This is a genomic window from Anabaena sp. CCY 0017, assembly GCF_963920885.1.
Lineage (GTDB): Bacteria > Cyanobacteriota > Cyanobacteriia > Cyanobacteriales > Nostocaceae > Nodularia.
Map to the genome: position 1 here is coordinate 42292 of NZ_CAWUDG010000010.1, position 14906 is coordinate 57197.

Genomic DNA, 14906 nt, shown 5'->3' on the forward strand with positions numbered 1-14906 from the left:
TATTTTTTCTCAATTAAGGCATTGATTTAGTTTTAAATGTGTAACCCTAGCGTTGTTGAAGCTGTTATTGAGGATTGACTATGAAGGTTTTGGATTTTGTTTTATCTATTTTGCGCCCAGTACGATTTGTAATTGTGGCTTCAGCTTGTACACTGCTGTTTTTATCCAGCGCATCTCCTGCTTTTGCTATAGATAGCTATCAAAGTGATCCACAAGAAGGCACTACACAACTTCTGGAAACTCAACGAAAAACTGATGAAGTTGCTAAATCCAACCCCCCGACACTCAAAGAGGTTCAAGAAAAGTCAAATAAAGGGCTTAATGAGGTTCAGGGAGATGCTGACATTGACAAGATGAATACTCCGGCAAATTCACAAAGTTCGACTTCAGTAGAAAAAAATGTCCAAAACTTCTTGGATAAAGTGACAGGTAAAAACTAAAATAAGTTTTAAAAGTAACTAGAAATAGCATAAGTTTCAAAACCCCGATTTTTCCAAATAATCGGGGTTTTCCAATTTTTAACACATGAAGTTAGTCCTAACGCACCGAAAATCTAGGATGGTGCGTTGCGCTACGCGACAACACACCCTACAGGTAATAATTTATCATTATTAATCTAAAAGCGGGCAAGATGCCCGCACAAGAGGGTAGGAGAATTTTTTCCAGTTCCCACTTAATAGGGGTCTGAATCAAATCGCCCCCGCTTGACACTTCTGAGATAGTAACCTTTGGTGGGTAGATTCCTTAAGTTGAAGGAATCGCCACGGGGAACGCGCCAAATTTTGTAGTCGTAAAATGTCAGGGGAGTTTGGGGTTTGCATTCTTCTGGCGGATGGTCTCCTAAGACAAAATATGCTGCACCTCTTCCCATGACTTTCGCCATACCGTATTTATCGACCACAACTGATGTTTCTTCGCTAATGGCTATCCCTAAAGCAGTTTTCGATACGCCATCTTGAATTTGACGAGCAATAAAAGCCATTATTCGTCCCATTCTTTTGCGTCTGTCAAAATGGGTATCGATAACGGTTCCCCTCAAATGACTCCAAGGGAAAAAGTTATAAGTGAAAGTAATATCTCGATAAGGATCTTCGAGGGCTTCTCTGGTTTCAATACCTTCTTCGGAAGAAGCACAAGCATCGTAGACGTAATCACTTTGAATCATTGCACCCGCACTAGTGCCGCCAATGCCTCCGCCTTTGGCATAAACTGATTCAATAGCAATTTCTAATTTGGTGTTTTTCCAACTGCGGATATATTCACATTGGTCGCCGCCAGCAAAGAAAATTATGCCAGCATTTTTGACTTTTTCGAGAATCTCAGGTCTGTTGGCATCTTGGCGATTACTAATGATGAGAGTTTCTACATAGTTTACTCCCTGCATATCATAAATTAACCGATTGTAGTCATCACTACCATAAGTGCGGATGACTACAACATTAACTTTGGTCGAGTAATTAGTAGATCCCCTAACTTGATTAATCATCCATTGAATAGCTTCCTCTACATCGGGTCCGCCCCCACCTAAAAGATGCACTGGCCCGGCTAAGGGGCTAGGTAACGGGGGACGTAAATCTACAGTTTTGTCTTCTTGGAAGTCGGGTTTCAGGAATGCTGTGAGACGGGATATGATTTCGGCTCCCATCTTCTTCCATAAGGTTCCTAGATTCTTGAACCACTTTGCTATGCTTGGGAATACCTTTGTCATACTAAGCTGCTGGTGCAAACCACAATTATTGCTAACTCTCGCACCAGAAAGGGTGAAATTTCCAGCGTATAGGGATTGTACTGTTTTTTAACCCTAAATAATCTAGAGTAATCTTTAATTCTCTGGACTATGTTGCTAAAATCTCCGCATTTTTTGTAAGTTTTAATGCCAGATAATTTGCGATCGCTCTTGCACGACTCGCTGATAAACTGTTTCTGTCTGTCTGGCTAATTTTGTCCAATTAAAGCGTTGCGCTAAATCTTTGTAAGCATTATCAATCAACCATTGTCGATAACCAGGATGTTGCAAAACTTCTAAAATTCCCCAAGCGAGAGAATAAGGATTATTTACCTGCGTCACAATGCCTGTTTTTGTATGTTGCACTACTTCGGGAAATCCGCCCGTATCGGATACTACAACTGGAACGCGAGAGGCAAAGCTTTCTAACGCCACAATTCCAAAGGGTTCGTAAAGACTGGGAAATACCGCACAGTCAGCAATGGTTTGGAATTTATCTAAGTATGTATCCGAGAGAAATCCGGTAAAGTAACATTTGTGCCAAATTCCCAAAGCCCAGGCTTGATGTTGGAGTTGGTCAGTATTTCCACCACCAATAATCACAAATTTGACATCACCAGCCATTGACTTTAGCACTTGAGGCGCAGCATTAAGTAATACAGATACGCCTTTCTCATAAGTCATGCGACCAACATAATAAACAATTTTTTCATGGTCTGCGGCAAATTGACGACGAAATTCTTGAGCATGAAAGCCTTCGTCGTGCTGTTTTTTTTCTGGTCGAATACCGTTATAAATAATATCTATTTTGTTACCAGGACTGTGTAGCGTTTGTTCTATCTCTCGCCGCATATAGTCTGTACAAACGATGATTCGCCAAGCATTATAAGCGAGTAAGTATTCTTTATGATGAATATAGCGTTGAACTTCCGTGTAAATACCGTTGTGTCGCCCGTGTTCAGTTGCGTGGATGGTAGCAATCAGGGGGATTTTAAAGTTATGCTTTAAGGCGATCGCTGCATCCCCTACTAACCAATCATGAGCATGAATTAAATCAAAGGGGCCTTCCTCCAGAATTAACTTCCCAGCGTGATGTCCCATACTTTGGTTAAGATTGACTACCCAGTGAAAAAAGTCGTTACTATGTGACACTGGAACCCGATGCACTTTTATGCCTTCGACTACTTCATACATCGAAGCCTGACCAAACTCTGAGGTAATTAGGTGAATTTCATGTCCTAGCTTCACCAGTTCCGGGTATAACTCCGCTACATGACGGGAAATTCCCCCAACTATCCTCGGCGGAAACTCCCAACTCAGCACCAGTATTTTCATTTACTAAAGTCTCCAATACTCTATAGATATCTAAAAATACAAAAATGGTAATTGTAGTGAGTATATTTACTACAATTTTTCGATAGAGATAATCAATTAAAATAACACAACCAGAGAAAGAGGAGAAAAATACTTCTGCTTTTTAGCATGGTTTTAATTTCATCACAGCAATAATTTTTAAACCCTGATTTCAAAGGTAAACACAGTCAGGAATACGGTTAGTTAAAATTAACCGACCAAGTTGCACGGATAACCACAGGTGTGTGGATAAAACGGCAGAATTTATATAAACAAATACAGCAATGTGACAGCTATAACCGCAAGAAAACCAAATTTTGCGGAAATTACAGACATCACCGCAAATTGTGCAGTAGGATGTGTTCCGCCGCAGGGCTACCGCACCATCACAGATTTGCGGAACTGGTAATAATTCTGTTATGTGAACAATAAATATACCTCACCCCCAGCCCCTCTTCTTACCTTCGCGTAGCGTCTCCCTTTGGGAGAAGGAGAGGGGAGTGACCACCTGCGCGGGTTAAAAACTTTAATTCTTCATTAGTCCACGTTCGCGTAGCGTTCCGAAGGAATAGGTGGACTTTGCTTGAGTAGTAGCGTTCGCCCTTGGCGTGGCGTAGCCATATTATATTTGCCCAAAACTTTTAAAACATCCTCTAAGGAGGTTAGGACATTTTTAATTAAGGGCGGGCAAGATTTATATTAAGATGTCTACTTCATTTACTTGCAAAGTTGAGAAAACCCTCTCCTTACCTTCGCGTAGCGTCTCCCTTTGGGAGAAGGAGAGGGACAGGTTTTGCACAGCAAAAGCAGGGTGAGGTTTTTCCGGTGGTTAACTTTGATCTAATCGCAACACAGCCATAAAAGCTTCCTGGGGTACATCTACTGTTCCCACAGATTTCATCCGCTTTTTACCTTTGGCTTGTTTCTGCAAAAGTTTCTTTTTCCGGCTGATGTCGCCACCGTAGCACTTAGCTAGTACGTCTTTTCGCAAAGCGGGGATGTGTTCGCTGGCAATGACTTTACTGCCAATTGATGCCTGAATTGGCACTTTAAATTGATGGCGCGGAATTAGTTCTTTGAGTTTTTCGGCCATTGACCGTCCCATGTTATAGGCTTTATCTCGGTGAACAATCATCGCTAAGGAATCAACGGGATCACCGTTAATCATGATGTCCAGCTTCACTAAGGGATTTTCACGGTAGCCAATGATATGATATTCCATGCTGGCGTAACCGCGCGATCGCGACTTCATCTGATCAAAAAAGTCGGTGACAACTTCCGCCAAAGGTAAATCGTAGGTTAAAGTGGTGCGTCCTTGGGCGAGATATTTCATATCTTTGAAAACGCCGCGCCGATTTTGCGACAATTCCATCAAACTACCAACGTAGGTTTCCGGCGTAATCATTTCTACTTGGACATAGGGTTCCTCAATTTTCTGCCGTTCATTGGGAGAGGGTAAGCGGCTGGGATTGTCTATATACAGTTCTTCGCCTGCGATCGTCACTACCCGGTAAACTACTGAAGGGGCAGTAATAATTAAATCTAGGTTATACTCTCGCTCTAAGCGTTCCTGGACAATTTCCATATGCAGTAATCCCAAGAACCCACAACGAAAGCCAAAGCCCATGGCGCTAGAAGTTTCTGGTTCGTATTTGAGCGCCGCATCGTTGAGTTCCAGTTTACCTAAAGCTTCGCGTAAGTCTTCAAACTGGTCAGCATCAATGGGGAACATTCCACAAAATACCATTGGTTTCGCTTCTGTGTAACCAGGTAAGGGTTCTGCGGCTTTAGCTTTAGTTAAAGTGATTGTGTCTCCTACCCGTGCATCGGCTACAGCTTTAATGGCTGCGGCAAAATAGCCTACTTCCCCAGCGTGGAGTTCTTCTACTTGCATTTCGGTGGGAGAAAGCACGCCTAACTCATCAATGACGTATTCTTTCTCCGATGCCATCAAGTAAACGCGATCGCCTTTTTTGATTGTGCCATCCATCACCCGGAAATAAACAATTACTCCCCGGTAGGTGTCATAGTAGCTATCAAAAATCAATGCCCGTAATGGTGCATCTAGGGTATCTTTCGGTGGTGTGATGCGTTCTACAACTGCTTCTAGAATTTCATTAATGCCAATTCCCTCTTTAGCAGAAGCCAGAATCGCACCACTACAATCTAAACCGATAATTTCTTCAATTTCGCTAATTACCCGGTCTGGTTCTGCCCCAGGCAAATCGATTTTGTTTAAGACCGGAATAATCTCCAGGTCATGTTCTAAAGCCAAATACAGATTAGCTAAAGTTTGCGCCTCTACACCTTGAGAAGCATCTACCACTAACAGCGCACCTTCACAAGCCACAAGGCTCCGGGATACCTCATAAGAGAAATCGACGTGACCGGGAGTATCAATTAAGTTTAATACATACTCCTGACCATCCTTGGCTGTGTAATTCATCCGGGCAGCTTGCAGCTTAATCGTAATGCCGCGCTCCCGTTCAAGATCCATGTTGTCAAGGAACTGTTCCTTCATTTTGCGCTCATCTACAGTGCCAGTGGCTTGCAGTAAGCGATCAGCGAGGGTAGATTTCCCGTGGTCAATGTGAGCAATAATACAGAAATTGCGAATGCGATCTGCGGGAACATCAGTCATATACTATCTTTGCTGAAGCAGCAACCAAAGTTAAACAAGAAATTTACTTCATATATTTTAATGCTTTCTTAGCAAAGACGCTGTTTTGAGAGAATTAATCAATTTTTTTCTCTCTACACCCTGCAACTAGTAGTCTGTCAAATTTATTTTGACGGATAAAGGAACGTATCGCTTTAGCGATAAGCTCTAAGCGCAGCCATGCCCGCAGGACTTTACAGCACTTTGCTATAAAGTCCATTTTACATGATGGGATTGACCAACTAGGAGCGTACAATAAATATATGTCAGTAAATAATGTAGAGATCGTGGGTTGTTACACTGCGTAACTGCCTATAACTACTGATTTACACACACAAATTCTAGAGCTGTTGTCTAGCGAGTTCGATCACATTTACCATTTAAAACCAAATGCTGTTACTTTGGGGGGATTTTAGGGAACTATCTAACTGTGCGGTAAATTTGCACTTTCACAGTATTTAGTAAACTCACCCAAATGGTAGATAATCAGCGCACGACAAGGCTTTAGAGGCAACAATCTCTGAGTATAGAAATCTATGAATATGAAAGAGAAAGCTACCGGCTCGGAGTCAATACGAGCCGACAAGGTAGAAATCGCTGTCCGCTTGGACTCGGAGTTAGTAGAGCAAATTCAGCACTTAACCAACGACCCCAGTAAAGTCATTGAAGTGGCGATTCGTCAATGGTTGCGCGGTGAAGTTCCCAGAGATGATGAACTGACACGCACTCCTCGCCGCACACCTGTTCCGCCACGGGGTGAATGGAATGATTGACATTCATTAACTTGTTGTAAATAGAACATGAAAAAAATGTAAAGTTTGTGAATCTAGACTCAATACACGCCAAAATACCTAATATAGGATGCTAAAGCTGTAATAATTTACGCCAAATTTTTTTAACAGCTTCAGCAAAACCGTTTTGAGTTGCCATTTGTCTATCCAACTCGATTAATGACTATTATTGCTAACTCCCAATTGCCTAACTTATTTCCCCAAAACGTGGACTACTCGACGAATAAAACCGATGGCTTCTTGCCAACTATCGGTTGCGAGTTGGTGTACACACAAGATGGGACAGGACGCTACTTGACATTTTATTGGCAGCATAGCGAACTTTTAGGATTAAATCCCAAGGAAATAGTTAACCAGTGCAATGAGGACGCAGTTTTTATCCCTGTAGACAATGGTGCTTACTTGGAACGGTTGCGCCAGATTTTAAATAGTCTGATTCCGGAGAAGTTTCAATGCTGGTTTAGCTATGGCCAAGAATTGTTTGAGTTGGAGTTGGTAATTTCCCCGATGATGCCGCAATTAGGAACCGCCGCCACTACAGTTTTAGTAATGGGACGGTTATTGCAAGCTATACCGAACAAAACGAAAGTTAAGACAACTCCACAAGAACTGACACAGGTAGAATTGGCTTTAACTTTACTGCGTGACGCTGGAAGAACGCAGCAATACCAGAAATTGGTAAATAAAATTACCAGAAATATTCGACGGACATTGGATTTAGATGTTATTTGGCAACAAACAGTTGACAGTTTAGGAAAAGCGCTGCGGCTAGAGCGCTGCATTATCTGTCCTTACCAGCCCTCTAATTCTATACTCACGGTGATAGCAGAGTATCACCACCCAGAACGTAACTCGGTGCTTGGCTTAGAAATAGATGTAACTTCTGAGCCAGCCTTTGCTCAGGCGTTGGCAACCCTAGAACCCATCGTGATGGATGGGTCGGGGTATAATCTGTGTCCCCAGAATAAACTATTAGTTGTGGCTACCAGCCATCAAGATCAAGCTAACGGACTGATTTGTATTAGTTTGCGAGATGAATTAAACCCGTTGACGGAGACAGAACTAGAACTAGCAAAAGAGTTTGCCAATCAGTTAGGTACAGCGATCGCTCATGCTACCTTGTACAAAGAACTAGAAGCAGCCCGTCAAAAAGCCGAAGAAGCTTCCCGCCTCAAAAGTGAATTTCTGGCTAATGTATCCCATGAAATTCGCACTCCCCTCAACGGCATGATCGGATTTTTGAAGCTGATTTTGGAAGGTATGGCAGATGATCATGAAGAACAAAATCAGTTCCTCTCAGAAGCCCATCATCTATCGATACATCTGCTAAATATTATCAACGATATCTTAGATATAGCCAAAATCGAAGCTGGCAAAATGGAGCTAGTTTGCTCTGAAGTTAAGCTCAATGATCTATTTGAAGATGTAGAAAATTTCCTGCGTCCTCAAGCAGAGTCAAGAAACCTCAGCTTTCGCATTGATACACTTCCCACCTCTGATGAAATTATTGTCCAAGGTAATTTCCAACGGTTACTACAAGTCATGCTCAACTTGGTGAGTAATGCCATCAAATTCACCCAAGAAGGCGGCATCACCGTCAGCGCTGATTTAGTCTTAAAAAAGGTGAAATTTCAAGACCAGGAATTCCCCGGAATGGTGAGGGTAAGAGTCGCCGATACAGGTATAGGTGTTTCCCTGGATAAACAAGACAAACTATTTCAATTATTCTCTCAGGTGGATGGTTCCCGGACTCGGCAGTACGGTGGTACAGGTTTGGGGCTGGCAATATCCCAGAAGTTAATCGAGGCGATGGGCGGTGAAGTACATTTTTACAGTCTCGGCGAAGGACTGGGTTCCACAGTTACATTCACAGTCCCTCTGTATCAGCAGCCAGTCTTAGCTGAAACAGCAAGAAACCTCTCACTCAATCCAAAAGACGATTGAGTTTCTTCTCATGAATAGATTGAAGAAGAGGAAAGGGGGCAGAGGGCAGGGAAGAAGAGATAAGATCAGTAGTTAACCAGAGTGAATAAGTGCTAATTTGTTTTAAACTCCTCCAGCAGAGGTTGCTTTGGGAGTTATGAATGCATGACTATTAGCTTTTCCAATCTTGTTGACACACAATATAGGGACAATTGTATCTAAAATTAAGTTAACAAACTTTGAATCTCACAATTTTCCTACCCAAAGAGGCCTCACACAATGGAATTGACAATTGACAACGTTGAAACAGTCTTGGATGAAATGCGCCCTTACTTGATGTCTGATGGGGGTAACGTGGAACTTGTAGAACTTGATGGTCCGGTTGTGAAACTGCGGTTACAAGGTGCTTGTGGTTCTTGCCCTAGTTCCGCAATGACGTTGAGAATGGGTATTGAACGTCGCCTCAAGGAAATGATTCCGGAAATTGCCGAAATTGAGCAAGTAATCTAGCGGCTGGGATGATGGGGAAAACGGGAATAACCAATGCCCCATACCCCATTTCCCATGCCTAATCCCCCATTTTCTATTATTTTAGTATGTCTCATCCATTACATATCGCTTTTATCTGGCATCAACACCAGCCTCTGTACAAGTCCCCTGACAGAGGCGTTTCGCTTTCTAATAGTCAGCATTACCAATTGCCTTGGGTACGATTGCATGGAACCAAAGATTATTTAGATTTAATATTAATTCTGGAAAAGTATCCGAAGTTACACCAGACAGTAAATTTAGTTCCATCCCTGATCTTACAATTGGAAGATTATATTGCGGGTACTGCTTTCGACCCGTATCTCACAGCTAGTTTGACACCTGATGCCCAAATAACTCAGGCACAACGAGAATTTATTATTCAACACTTTTTTGATGCTAATCACCATACTCTGATTGACCCTCATCCCCGGTATGCCGAGTTATATTACCAAAGACAAGAAAAGGGACAAGCTTGGTGTTTGGCTAATTGGCAATTGCCAGATTACAGCGATTTGCTGGCTTGGCATAATTTGGCCTGGATTGATCCTTTATTTTGGGATGATCCGGAAATTGCCGCTTGGTTAAAACAAGGTCGAAATTTTACTTTAAGCGATCGCCAGCGCATATATTCCAAACAGCGCGATATTCTGGGTCGCATTATTCCCCAACACCGGAAAATGCAAGCTACAGGGCAGTTAGAAGTTACCACCACGCCCTACACTCACCCGATTTTGCCCTTACTAGCTGATACCAACTCTGGGCAAGTAGCAGTGCCTTCTATGACACTACCTCACCAGCGCTTTCAGTGGGTAGAAGACATTCCGCGCCACTTGCGGAAAGCTTGGGAATTATATACGGATCGTTTTGGGCAAGAACCACGGGGTTTATGGCCTTCAGAGCAATCAGTCAGCCCGGAAATTCTCCCCTATATTATTAAACAAGGTTTTCAGTGGATTTGCTCAGATGAAGCAGTTTTGGGGTGGTCTTTAAAACACTTCTTTCATCGGGATGGAGCTGGGAACGTCGAGTCACCAGAATTATTATACAGACCCTATCGTTTAGAAACTCCTGCCGGTGATTTATCTATTGTCTTTCGTGACCACAGATTATCAGATTTGATTGGCTTTACCTACAGTGCTATGCCGCCTAAAGAGGCAGCAGCAGACTTAGTGGGACACCTACAAGCGATCGCTAAAATGCAAAGAGAAAGCGACAGCGAACAACCTTGGCTAGTCACCATTGCCTTAGATGGAGAAAATTGCTGGGAGTATTATCCCCAAGACGGCAAACACTTTTTAGAAGCACTATATCAAACCTTAAGTGACGAACCTCATCTCAAACTCGTCACTGTCTCTGAATTCATCGAACAATTTCCCGCCACTGCAACTATCCCTGGAGGACAGCTGCATAGTGGTTCTTGGGTAGATGGTAGCTTTACCACCTGGATAGGAGATCCCGCCAAAAATCGCGCCTGGGATTACCTCACCCATGCCAGGGAAACACTAGCAAAACATCCCGAAGCCACCGAAGAAAATAACCCAGCAGCTTGGGAATCCTTATACGCCGCCGAGGGTTCCGATTGGTTCTGGTGGTTTGGAGAAGGACATTCTTCCAATCAGGATGCCATCTTTGACCAATTATTTCGCGAACATCTGTTAGGAATTTACCGAGCCTTAAATGAGCCAGCGCCATCTTATCTCAGACAACCATTAGAGGTGCATGAATCACGAGCTAGTCATAGACCAGAAGGGTTTATTCATCCCACCATTAATGGTAAAGGTGATGAACAGGACTGGGACAAAGCCGGACGCATAGAAATCGGCGGGGCGAGAGGAACTATGCACAATAGCAGCCTGATTCAGCGACTTTGGTATGGGGTAGATCACCTAAATTTCTATGTGCGGGTGGACTTTAAAAATGGTGTTGTCCCAGGAAAGGATTTACCCGAAGAGTTGAATTTGTTGTGGTTTTATCCTGATCGGACAATGCACAATAGCCCTATGCCCATCGCAGATGTGCCAGATATCGCGCCACTTAATTACCACTACCATCACCATCTAGAAATTAATTTACTCACCGAATCGCTCCAGTTTCAGGAAGCTGGAGAGCATTATCAATGGCATCCCCGTGTTACCCGCGCCCAAGTCGCTTTCAATAATTGTTTAGAAATTGCAGTACCGTGGGCTGATTTGCAAATTTCGCCAGATTATCCCCTGCGTCTAGTTTTACTCCTAGCCAACGAAGGACATTTCCGCGACTATGTGCCAGAAAACGGTTTGATTCCCATTGAGGTTCCGTGAAGTACTCTACGGCAAGGTGTTTCGCGATCGCTTTGCCCCAAGGATTACTCCAATTTTACCCAATAACTTGATAGTCAACTTATGAAAAAGAACAATTTTTCCTGACCTTAGCCTTACGTTGCGATACCTATAGAGAAGGGGCTGATGGTAAACCTACTGATCATTGGGGCAGATTTGAAGTCACTTTCATTGACCCAAATTTCCCCTCTCGTTGGCAAGCTGATATTAGCCTTTGCGATGGGCTGCGCCCTGTCGGTAGCGATCGCAATCCTATTATGACTTTAAACGGTACACCTGTCACACAGTAATCACCAAGCTCAAAGCCCAAGTATTTACACGCCTGAGTACGGTGTGAGGGCTAAAGTTTGCGTTCCTTCAGCCAGAAGAACGCGATCGCAAAGGTTAAGCAGTTCAACCTCATTCTGCGTCTGTCGCATCAGCCGGAGGAAATCACCTTCAGCGTCAACACTTAGGGCAATGTAGTTGAGGAACCTTTTGAGGTAGCCGACACGCGATCGCGCTGGCATAGTTGCGGCGGCTGGGGTTTGCCATAAACGATCAATATAGTTGCGTACCTCCATTAAAGGAACCGGCGTAATCGGCTCAAAGCGCAAAGCCTGCCGAATTTGATTAAACAGCCAAGGATTCCCCATCGCCCAGCGTCCCACCATGACACCCGCCGCGCCCGTTTGAGCAAGCACTTCCAGCGCAGTTGTTGCCGAGTAAATATTGCCATTAGCCAGCACTGGACAATCAACCCGTCTGACCGCTTCAGCAATCAAATCATATTTGACTACCCCGTGGTACATATCTTTCACCGTGCGACCATGCACACTCAGCAAATCAATGCTGTGGCGATTGATTACATCTAGAATTTCGTAAAAGGTATCTGTATTTTCAAACCCTAGACGCATCTTCACAGTCAAAGGTCGATCATTCACTGCTTGTCGCAGTTCTGCCAAAATCCGATCCACTTTTTCTGGTGAAAGCAGCAATCCACCCCCAACATTTTTGCGATAGATTCGAGGTGCTGGACAGCCCATGTTCAAGTCAACTCCAGCGATATTATAGCCGCAGAGTTCCTTTGCTGTTCTTACTAAGTCTGGAATGCTTTCGCCAATCATTTGAGCAAAAACGGGGCGACCCGTGTCGTTTTCGGTGATTGCTGCCAGAATGCTACGACTGAGCCTTGAGGTATCATTGACACGGAAATACTCGGTGAAGAAGTAGTCGGGACTGCCGTAGTGGGCAATGACCTTCATAAACCAGAGGTTGGTCACATCCTGCATAGGCGCAAGAGCTGTGAGGGGTAGGTCTTTCTGGAGCGATTGGGGGAGTGATACCTGGGACATAGAGATGAAGAGCGTTCAACAAAGCATCACTCTATCAAAAAATGGTTCCTGATCAGCATCTTTGACCATTTGATAAATGTCGCCATTTTTATCAATGAGATAGTGGGCAGAGACTCTTGATGTCGAATTGCTAAAATGATTGATAGTGCTTTGTGCCGTTCCTGCTGTGGTGTAGTGAAGAACAATTGTATCAATCTTGTCACCATTGCGACTGCTATAATTAGGGCTTTGGATAAATGCTTTAATTGCTGGTTTACTGATAGGTTCTGCGGTTCCTGGATGATGATGATTGATATGTCCAGCAGCTGCTAAGAGTTGTTTTCCTTCAGCCAATAAATTCAATACCTTGGCAACATAATTACTATCAGATGCATAAATTGGACCAATAAAGCTAATAAAATTTTCAGGTGAATCTACATGATCACGCCATCCTGTATAGGGTGAACGATCTAGAAAACGCCAGTAACCTTCAATAAATTTATCTATACTTTCAAATTTGCAATACTTCTCTTTACCATCATGGGCTTCATAGTCTACCGCCGTGGCAAAATCTTTCATCTCCTCTCGCCATTTCAACCCGCCAAAGTTAAGATGCTTAACAGCTAAGGAACTGCTTCCTCTAGCAGATTCTAGAAGCCATTGAGCAATAGTAATTTCTTTAAGTTGAGGAAAATTAATTCTTTTTTCTGCATAAGCTTTCACTAGCTGATTAAAAAGCTCGCTCATTCTTAGTTCTCGTCAAATATTTACTGTAACAATATATTATTTAAACAGCTAAAATTATAGGAATAATGTTTAAAATTGCCAATTCTTGCTAATTGTCAAGTAATTTATATAGAAATCCGGTTTAATTTATGAAAACAATTAAGTATTGTAGTGGCGTGACACAGCTAATTTTGTGCATAAGCATAAATATTGTGGGGTGGGTTTCTTGTCACCCCAGAACAGGTAAGATACCTGTTCCACAAGAGAAACATAATGCACTATTTTAAGCTGGCCACGCCAGTAAGGTGCGTTAGGATGAAATCTGTTCGGCTAAACTCTATATTCAAGGTAATGCAAATGCATTATCTTATCAAGAATGGCTAATGCGATCGCTTTTCAAATCGCGAAGCCTTAAGCCTATATTTCTACGTTGATTACTTTGTTTAAACGATTAGTGTGATCTTTTGCCTCTTTAAGTAATTCATTCCAATCGTCTGGAGGATGACCACTTTCAAGCATTTTATGAAAAATTCTATAAGCGTCTGTCTTACTGTCATAAGCTCGCTGAGAGTTCTCATCGTTAACCCAGGCGAAGACAATAATTTTGCTCTCTTGGTGATATCGAAAAAATAGTCGGTACTGTTGATAAAATTTAGCTCTAAACCAGTGTTTATAATCATCTCCAAGTGTAGTGCCTTGGCGGTAATCACTACGTGTTGGATCTTGAGGAATAATATCAAATGCCAACTTTGAGATCGCTGCTAGACGTTTTGTAGCGTTTTTCTTCTTGTAGTCTTGAGGATACTTTTGACGCAAATGCTCAACTTGCTTCAGAAGTTCTTCAAACTGCTTTAAAAACAGAGAATGGGCAAATATATTCCACCCATTAATCACCAGGGGCTGATCTACAGACAAACTTATTCATCCTCGTCCGAAAGTGGGGCATCAAAATCAACATCAACTTCAGATACCAAGGATTGAACACGGTTGACTAAATCTGAGCTAATTGCTTTTAAGTGCTGAGGATTCTTTTCCATATCTCGTGCCAGAAAATTCAAAAACTTCCCCAATACAGGATCGCTTTCCGTCTGTTCAGCGCGAGAAATCACCACTTGACCGTCAGACTGGATGGAATAGCAGATTTTATCCCGCTTTTTCAAGCCAAGGACTTTGCGAACGGCATCAGGGACTGTAGTCTGATAACGATCAGTCAGGGTAGATTCTGAGCATGGGGCTAATTTTTCAGCCATAGCGACTTCTAAACCTGTCGGCTAAACTCTATTCTTAAGGTAATGCAAATGCATTATTTTTTCAATACTTGTTAAATCTGACATTTCCAGACAACTCCTGTCAAAATATAAGTAAATTTTCTATATAAAACATATTTTTGTTATATTGTACAGCATTTCCCGTATATCCCTTGGTTTTATACATAATCTTTCGTATAACAGCGATCGCCTGTCCTATCCAAAGTTTCTATTCCGCCTTCTGTGCCGCCGTGTTGTGTAGTGCATTAGATTTCGCGGCAATGCCCAGCTTCAAACTCAGCGATCGCCTCTTGAGCTA

The 14906-nt window shown here is 42.8% G+C and carries 12 protein-coding genes; 5 read left to right on the forward strand and 7 right to left on the reverse strand.

The window, feature by feature from the left end:
• The first annotated feature begins 80 nt into the window (after window positions 1-80).
• Window positions 81-440 carry a hypothetical protein gene (locus tag ACM0OW_RS13880; protein ID WP_414550694.1) on the forward strand — a complete coding sequence of 120 codons (360 nt, stop codon included), beginning with the start codon at window positions 81-83 and terminating at the stop codon, window positions 438-440.
• Window positions 441-673: 233 nt separating this feature from the next.
• Here ACM0OW_RS13880 and ACM0OW_RS13885 read toward each other — a convergent pair whose 3' ends face one another.
• The 3 genes from ACM0OW_RS13885 to lepA all read right to left on the reverse strand — a co-directional run bounded on the left by ACM0OW_RS13885 (window position 674) and on the right by lepA (window position 5720).
• Window positions 674-1708 carry a cyanophycinase gene (locus tag ACM0OW_RS13885; RefSeq protein ID WP_414550695.1) on the reverse strand — a complete coding sequence of 345 codons (1035 nt, stop codon included), beginning with the start codon at window positions 1706-1708 and terminating at the stop codon, window positions 674-676.
• Between the two features lie 162 nt (window positions 1709-1870).
• Window positions 1871-3061 (reverse strand): glycosyltransferase family 4 protein, encoded by a 1191-nt coding sequence (locus ACM0OW_RS13890; RefSeq protein WP_414550696.1) that lies wholly within the window; start codon window positions 3059-3061, stop codon window positions 1871-1873.
• An 847-nt stretch (window positions 3062-3908) separates the two neighbouring features.
• Window positions 3909-5720, reverse strand: a complete 1812-nt coding sequence (gene lepA, locus ACM0OW_RS13895; protein WP_414550697.1) for a translation elongation factor 4 — start codon at window positions 5718-5720, stop codon at window positions 3909-3911.
• A gap of 554 nt (window positions 5721-6274) precedes the next feature.
• On the opposite strand from lepA, the gene ACM0OW_RS13900 reads away from it, so the two are divergent.
• The 4 genes from ACM0OW_RS13900 to ACM0OW_RS13915 all read left to right on the forward strand — a co-directional run bounded on the left by ACM0OW_RS13900 (window position 6275) and on the right by ACM0OW_RS13915 (window position 11283).
• Window positions 6275-6511: a hypothetical protein gene (locus ACM0OW_RS13900; RefSeq protein WP_414550698.1), complete on the forward strand. Its 237-nt coding sequence runs from the start codon at window positions 6275-6277 to the stop codon at window positions 6509-6511.
• Window positions 6512-6688: 177 nt separating this feature from the next.
• Window positions 6689-8473 carry a sensor histidine kinase gene (locus tag ACM0OW_RS13905; protein WP_414550699.1) on the forward strand — a complete coding sequence of 595 codons (1785 nt, stop codon included), beginning with the start codon at window positions 6689-6691 and terminating at the stop codon, window positions 8471-8473.
• A 258-nt stretch (window positions 8474-8731) separates the two neighbouring features.
• Window positions 8732-8962 carry a NifU family protein gene (locus ACM0OW_RS13910; protein WP_414550700.1) on the forward strand — a complete coding sequence of 77 codons (231 nt, stop codon included), beginning with the start codon at window positions 8732-8734 and terminating at the stop codon, window positions 8960-8962.
• Window positions 8963-9048: 86 nt separating this feature from the next.
• Window positions 9049-11283: a glycoside hydrolase gene (locus ACM0OW_RS13915; RefSeq protein ID WP_414550701.1), complete on the forward strand. Its 2235-nt coding sequence runs from the start codon at window positions 9049-9051 to the stop codon at window positions 11281-11283.
• Window positions 11284-11615: 332 nt separating this feature from the next.
• Here the strand turns inward: ACM0OW_RS13915 and ACM0OW_RS13920 are convergent, their stop codons facing one another.
• The 4 genes from ACM0OW_RS13920 to ACM0OW_RS13935 form a co-directional block, all read right to left on the reverse strand.
• The gene (locus ACM0OW_RS13920; protein WP_414550702.1) at window positions 11616-12635 is read right to left on the reverse strand and encodes a tRNA-dihydrouridine synthase family protein; all 1020 of its coding nucleotides are present in this window, start codon (window positions 12633-12635) and stop codon (window positions 11616-11618) included.
• Between the two features lie 15 nt (window positions 12636-12650).
• On the reverse strand, window positions 12651-13361 hold the full coding sequence (locus ACM0OW_RS13925) for a glucosaminidase domain-containing protein (RefSeq protein WP_414550703.1): 711 nt from the start codon (window positions 13359-13361) through the stop codon (window positions 12651-12653).
• A gap of 396 nt (window positions 13362-13757) precedes the next feature.
• A complete protein-coding gene (locus tag ACM0OW_RS13930) occupies window positions 13758-14255 on the reverse strand; it encodes a type II toxin-antitoxin system YhaV family toxin (protein WP_414550704.1) in 498 nt (165 codons plus the stop codon).
• A 2-nt stretch (window positions 14256-14257) separates the two neighbouring features.
• Window positions 14258-14590, reverse strand: coding sequence for a type II toxin-antitoxin system PrlF family antitoxin (locus tag ACM0OW_RS13935; RefSeq protein ID WP_414550705.1), 333 nt, complete (start codon window positions 14588-14590; stop codon window positions 14258-14260).
• Window positions 14591-14906 lie beyond the last annotated feature (316 nt).

What these genes read in the sequence shown, in the direction of transcription:
- ACM0OW_RS13880 (WP_414550694.1), top strand. Translation starts at nt 81, where the DNA reads ATGAAGGTTTTGGATTTTGTTTTATCTATTTTGCGCCCAGTACGATTT.
- ACM0OW_RS13885 (WP_414550695.1), bottom strand. Translation starts at nt 1,708, where the DNA reads ATGACAAAGGTATTCCCAAGCATAGCAAAGTGGTTCAAGAATCTAGGA.
- ACM0OW_RS13890 (WP_414550696.1), bottom strand. Translation starts at nt 3,061, where the DNA reads ATGAAAATACTGGTGCTGAGTTGGGAGTTTCCGCCGAGGATAGTTGGG.
- lepA (WP_414550697.1), bottom strand. Translation starts at nt 5,720, where the DNA reads ATGACTGATGTTCCCGCAGATCGCATTCGCAATTTCTGTATTATTGCT.
- ACM0OW_RS13900 (WP_414550698.1), top strand. Translation starts at nt 6,275, where the DNA reads ATGAATATGAAAGAGAAAGCTACCGGCTCGGAGTCAATACGAGCCGAC.
- ACM0OW_RS13905 (WP_414550699.1), top strand. Translation starts at nt 6,689, where the DNA reads ATGACTATTATTGCTAACTCCCAATTGCCTAACTTATTTCCCCAAAAC.
- ACM0OW_RS13910 (WP_414550700.1), top strand. Translation starts at nt 8,732, where the DNA reads ATGGAATTGACAATTGACAACGTTGAAACAGTCTTGGATGAAATGCGC.
- ACM0OW_RS13915 (WP_414550701.1), top strand. Translation starts at nt 9,049, where the DNA reads ATGTCTCATCCATTACATATCGCTTTTATCTGGCATCAACACCAGCCT.
- ACM0OW_RS13920 (WP_414550702.1), bottom strand. Translation starts at nt 12,635, where the DNA reads ATGTCCCAGGTATCACTCCCCCAATCGCTCCAGAAAGACCTACCCCTC.
- ACM0OW_RS13925 (WP_414550703.1), bottom strand. Translation starts at nt 13,361, where the DNA reads ATGAGCGAGCTTTTTAATCAGCTAGTGAAAGCTTATGCAGAAAAAAGA.
- ACM0OW_RS13935 (WP_414550705.1), bottom strand. Translation starts at nt 14,590, where the DNA reads ATGGCTGAAAAATTAGCCCCATGCTCAGAATCTACCCTGACTGATCGT.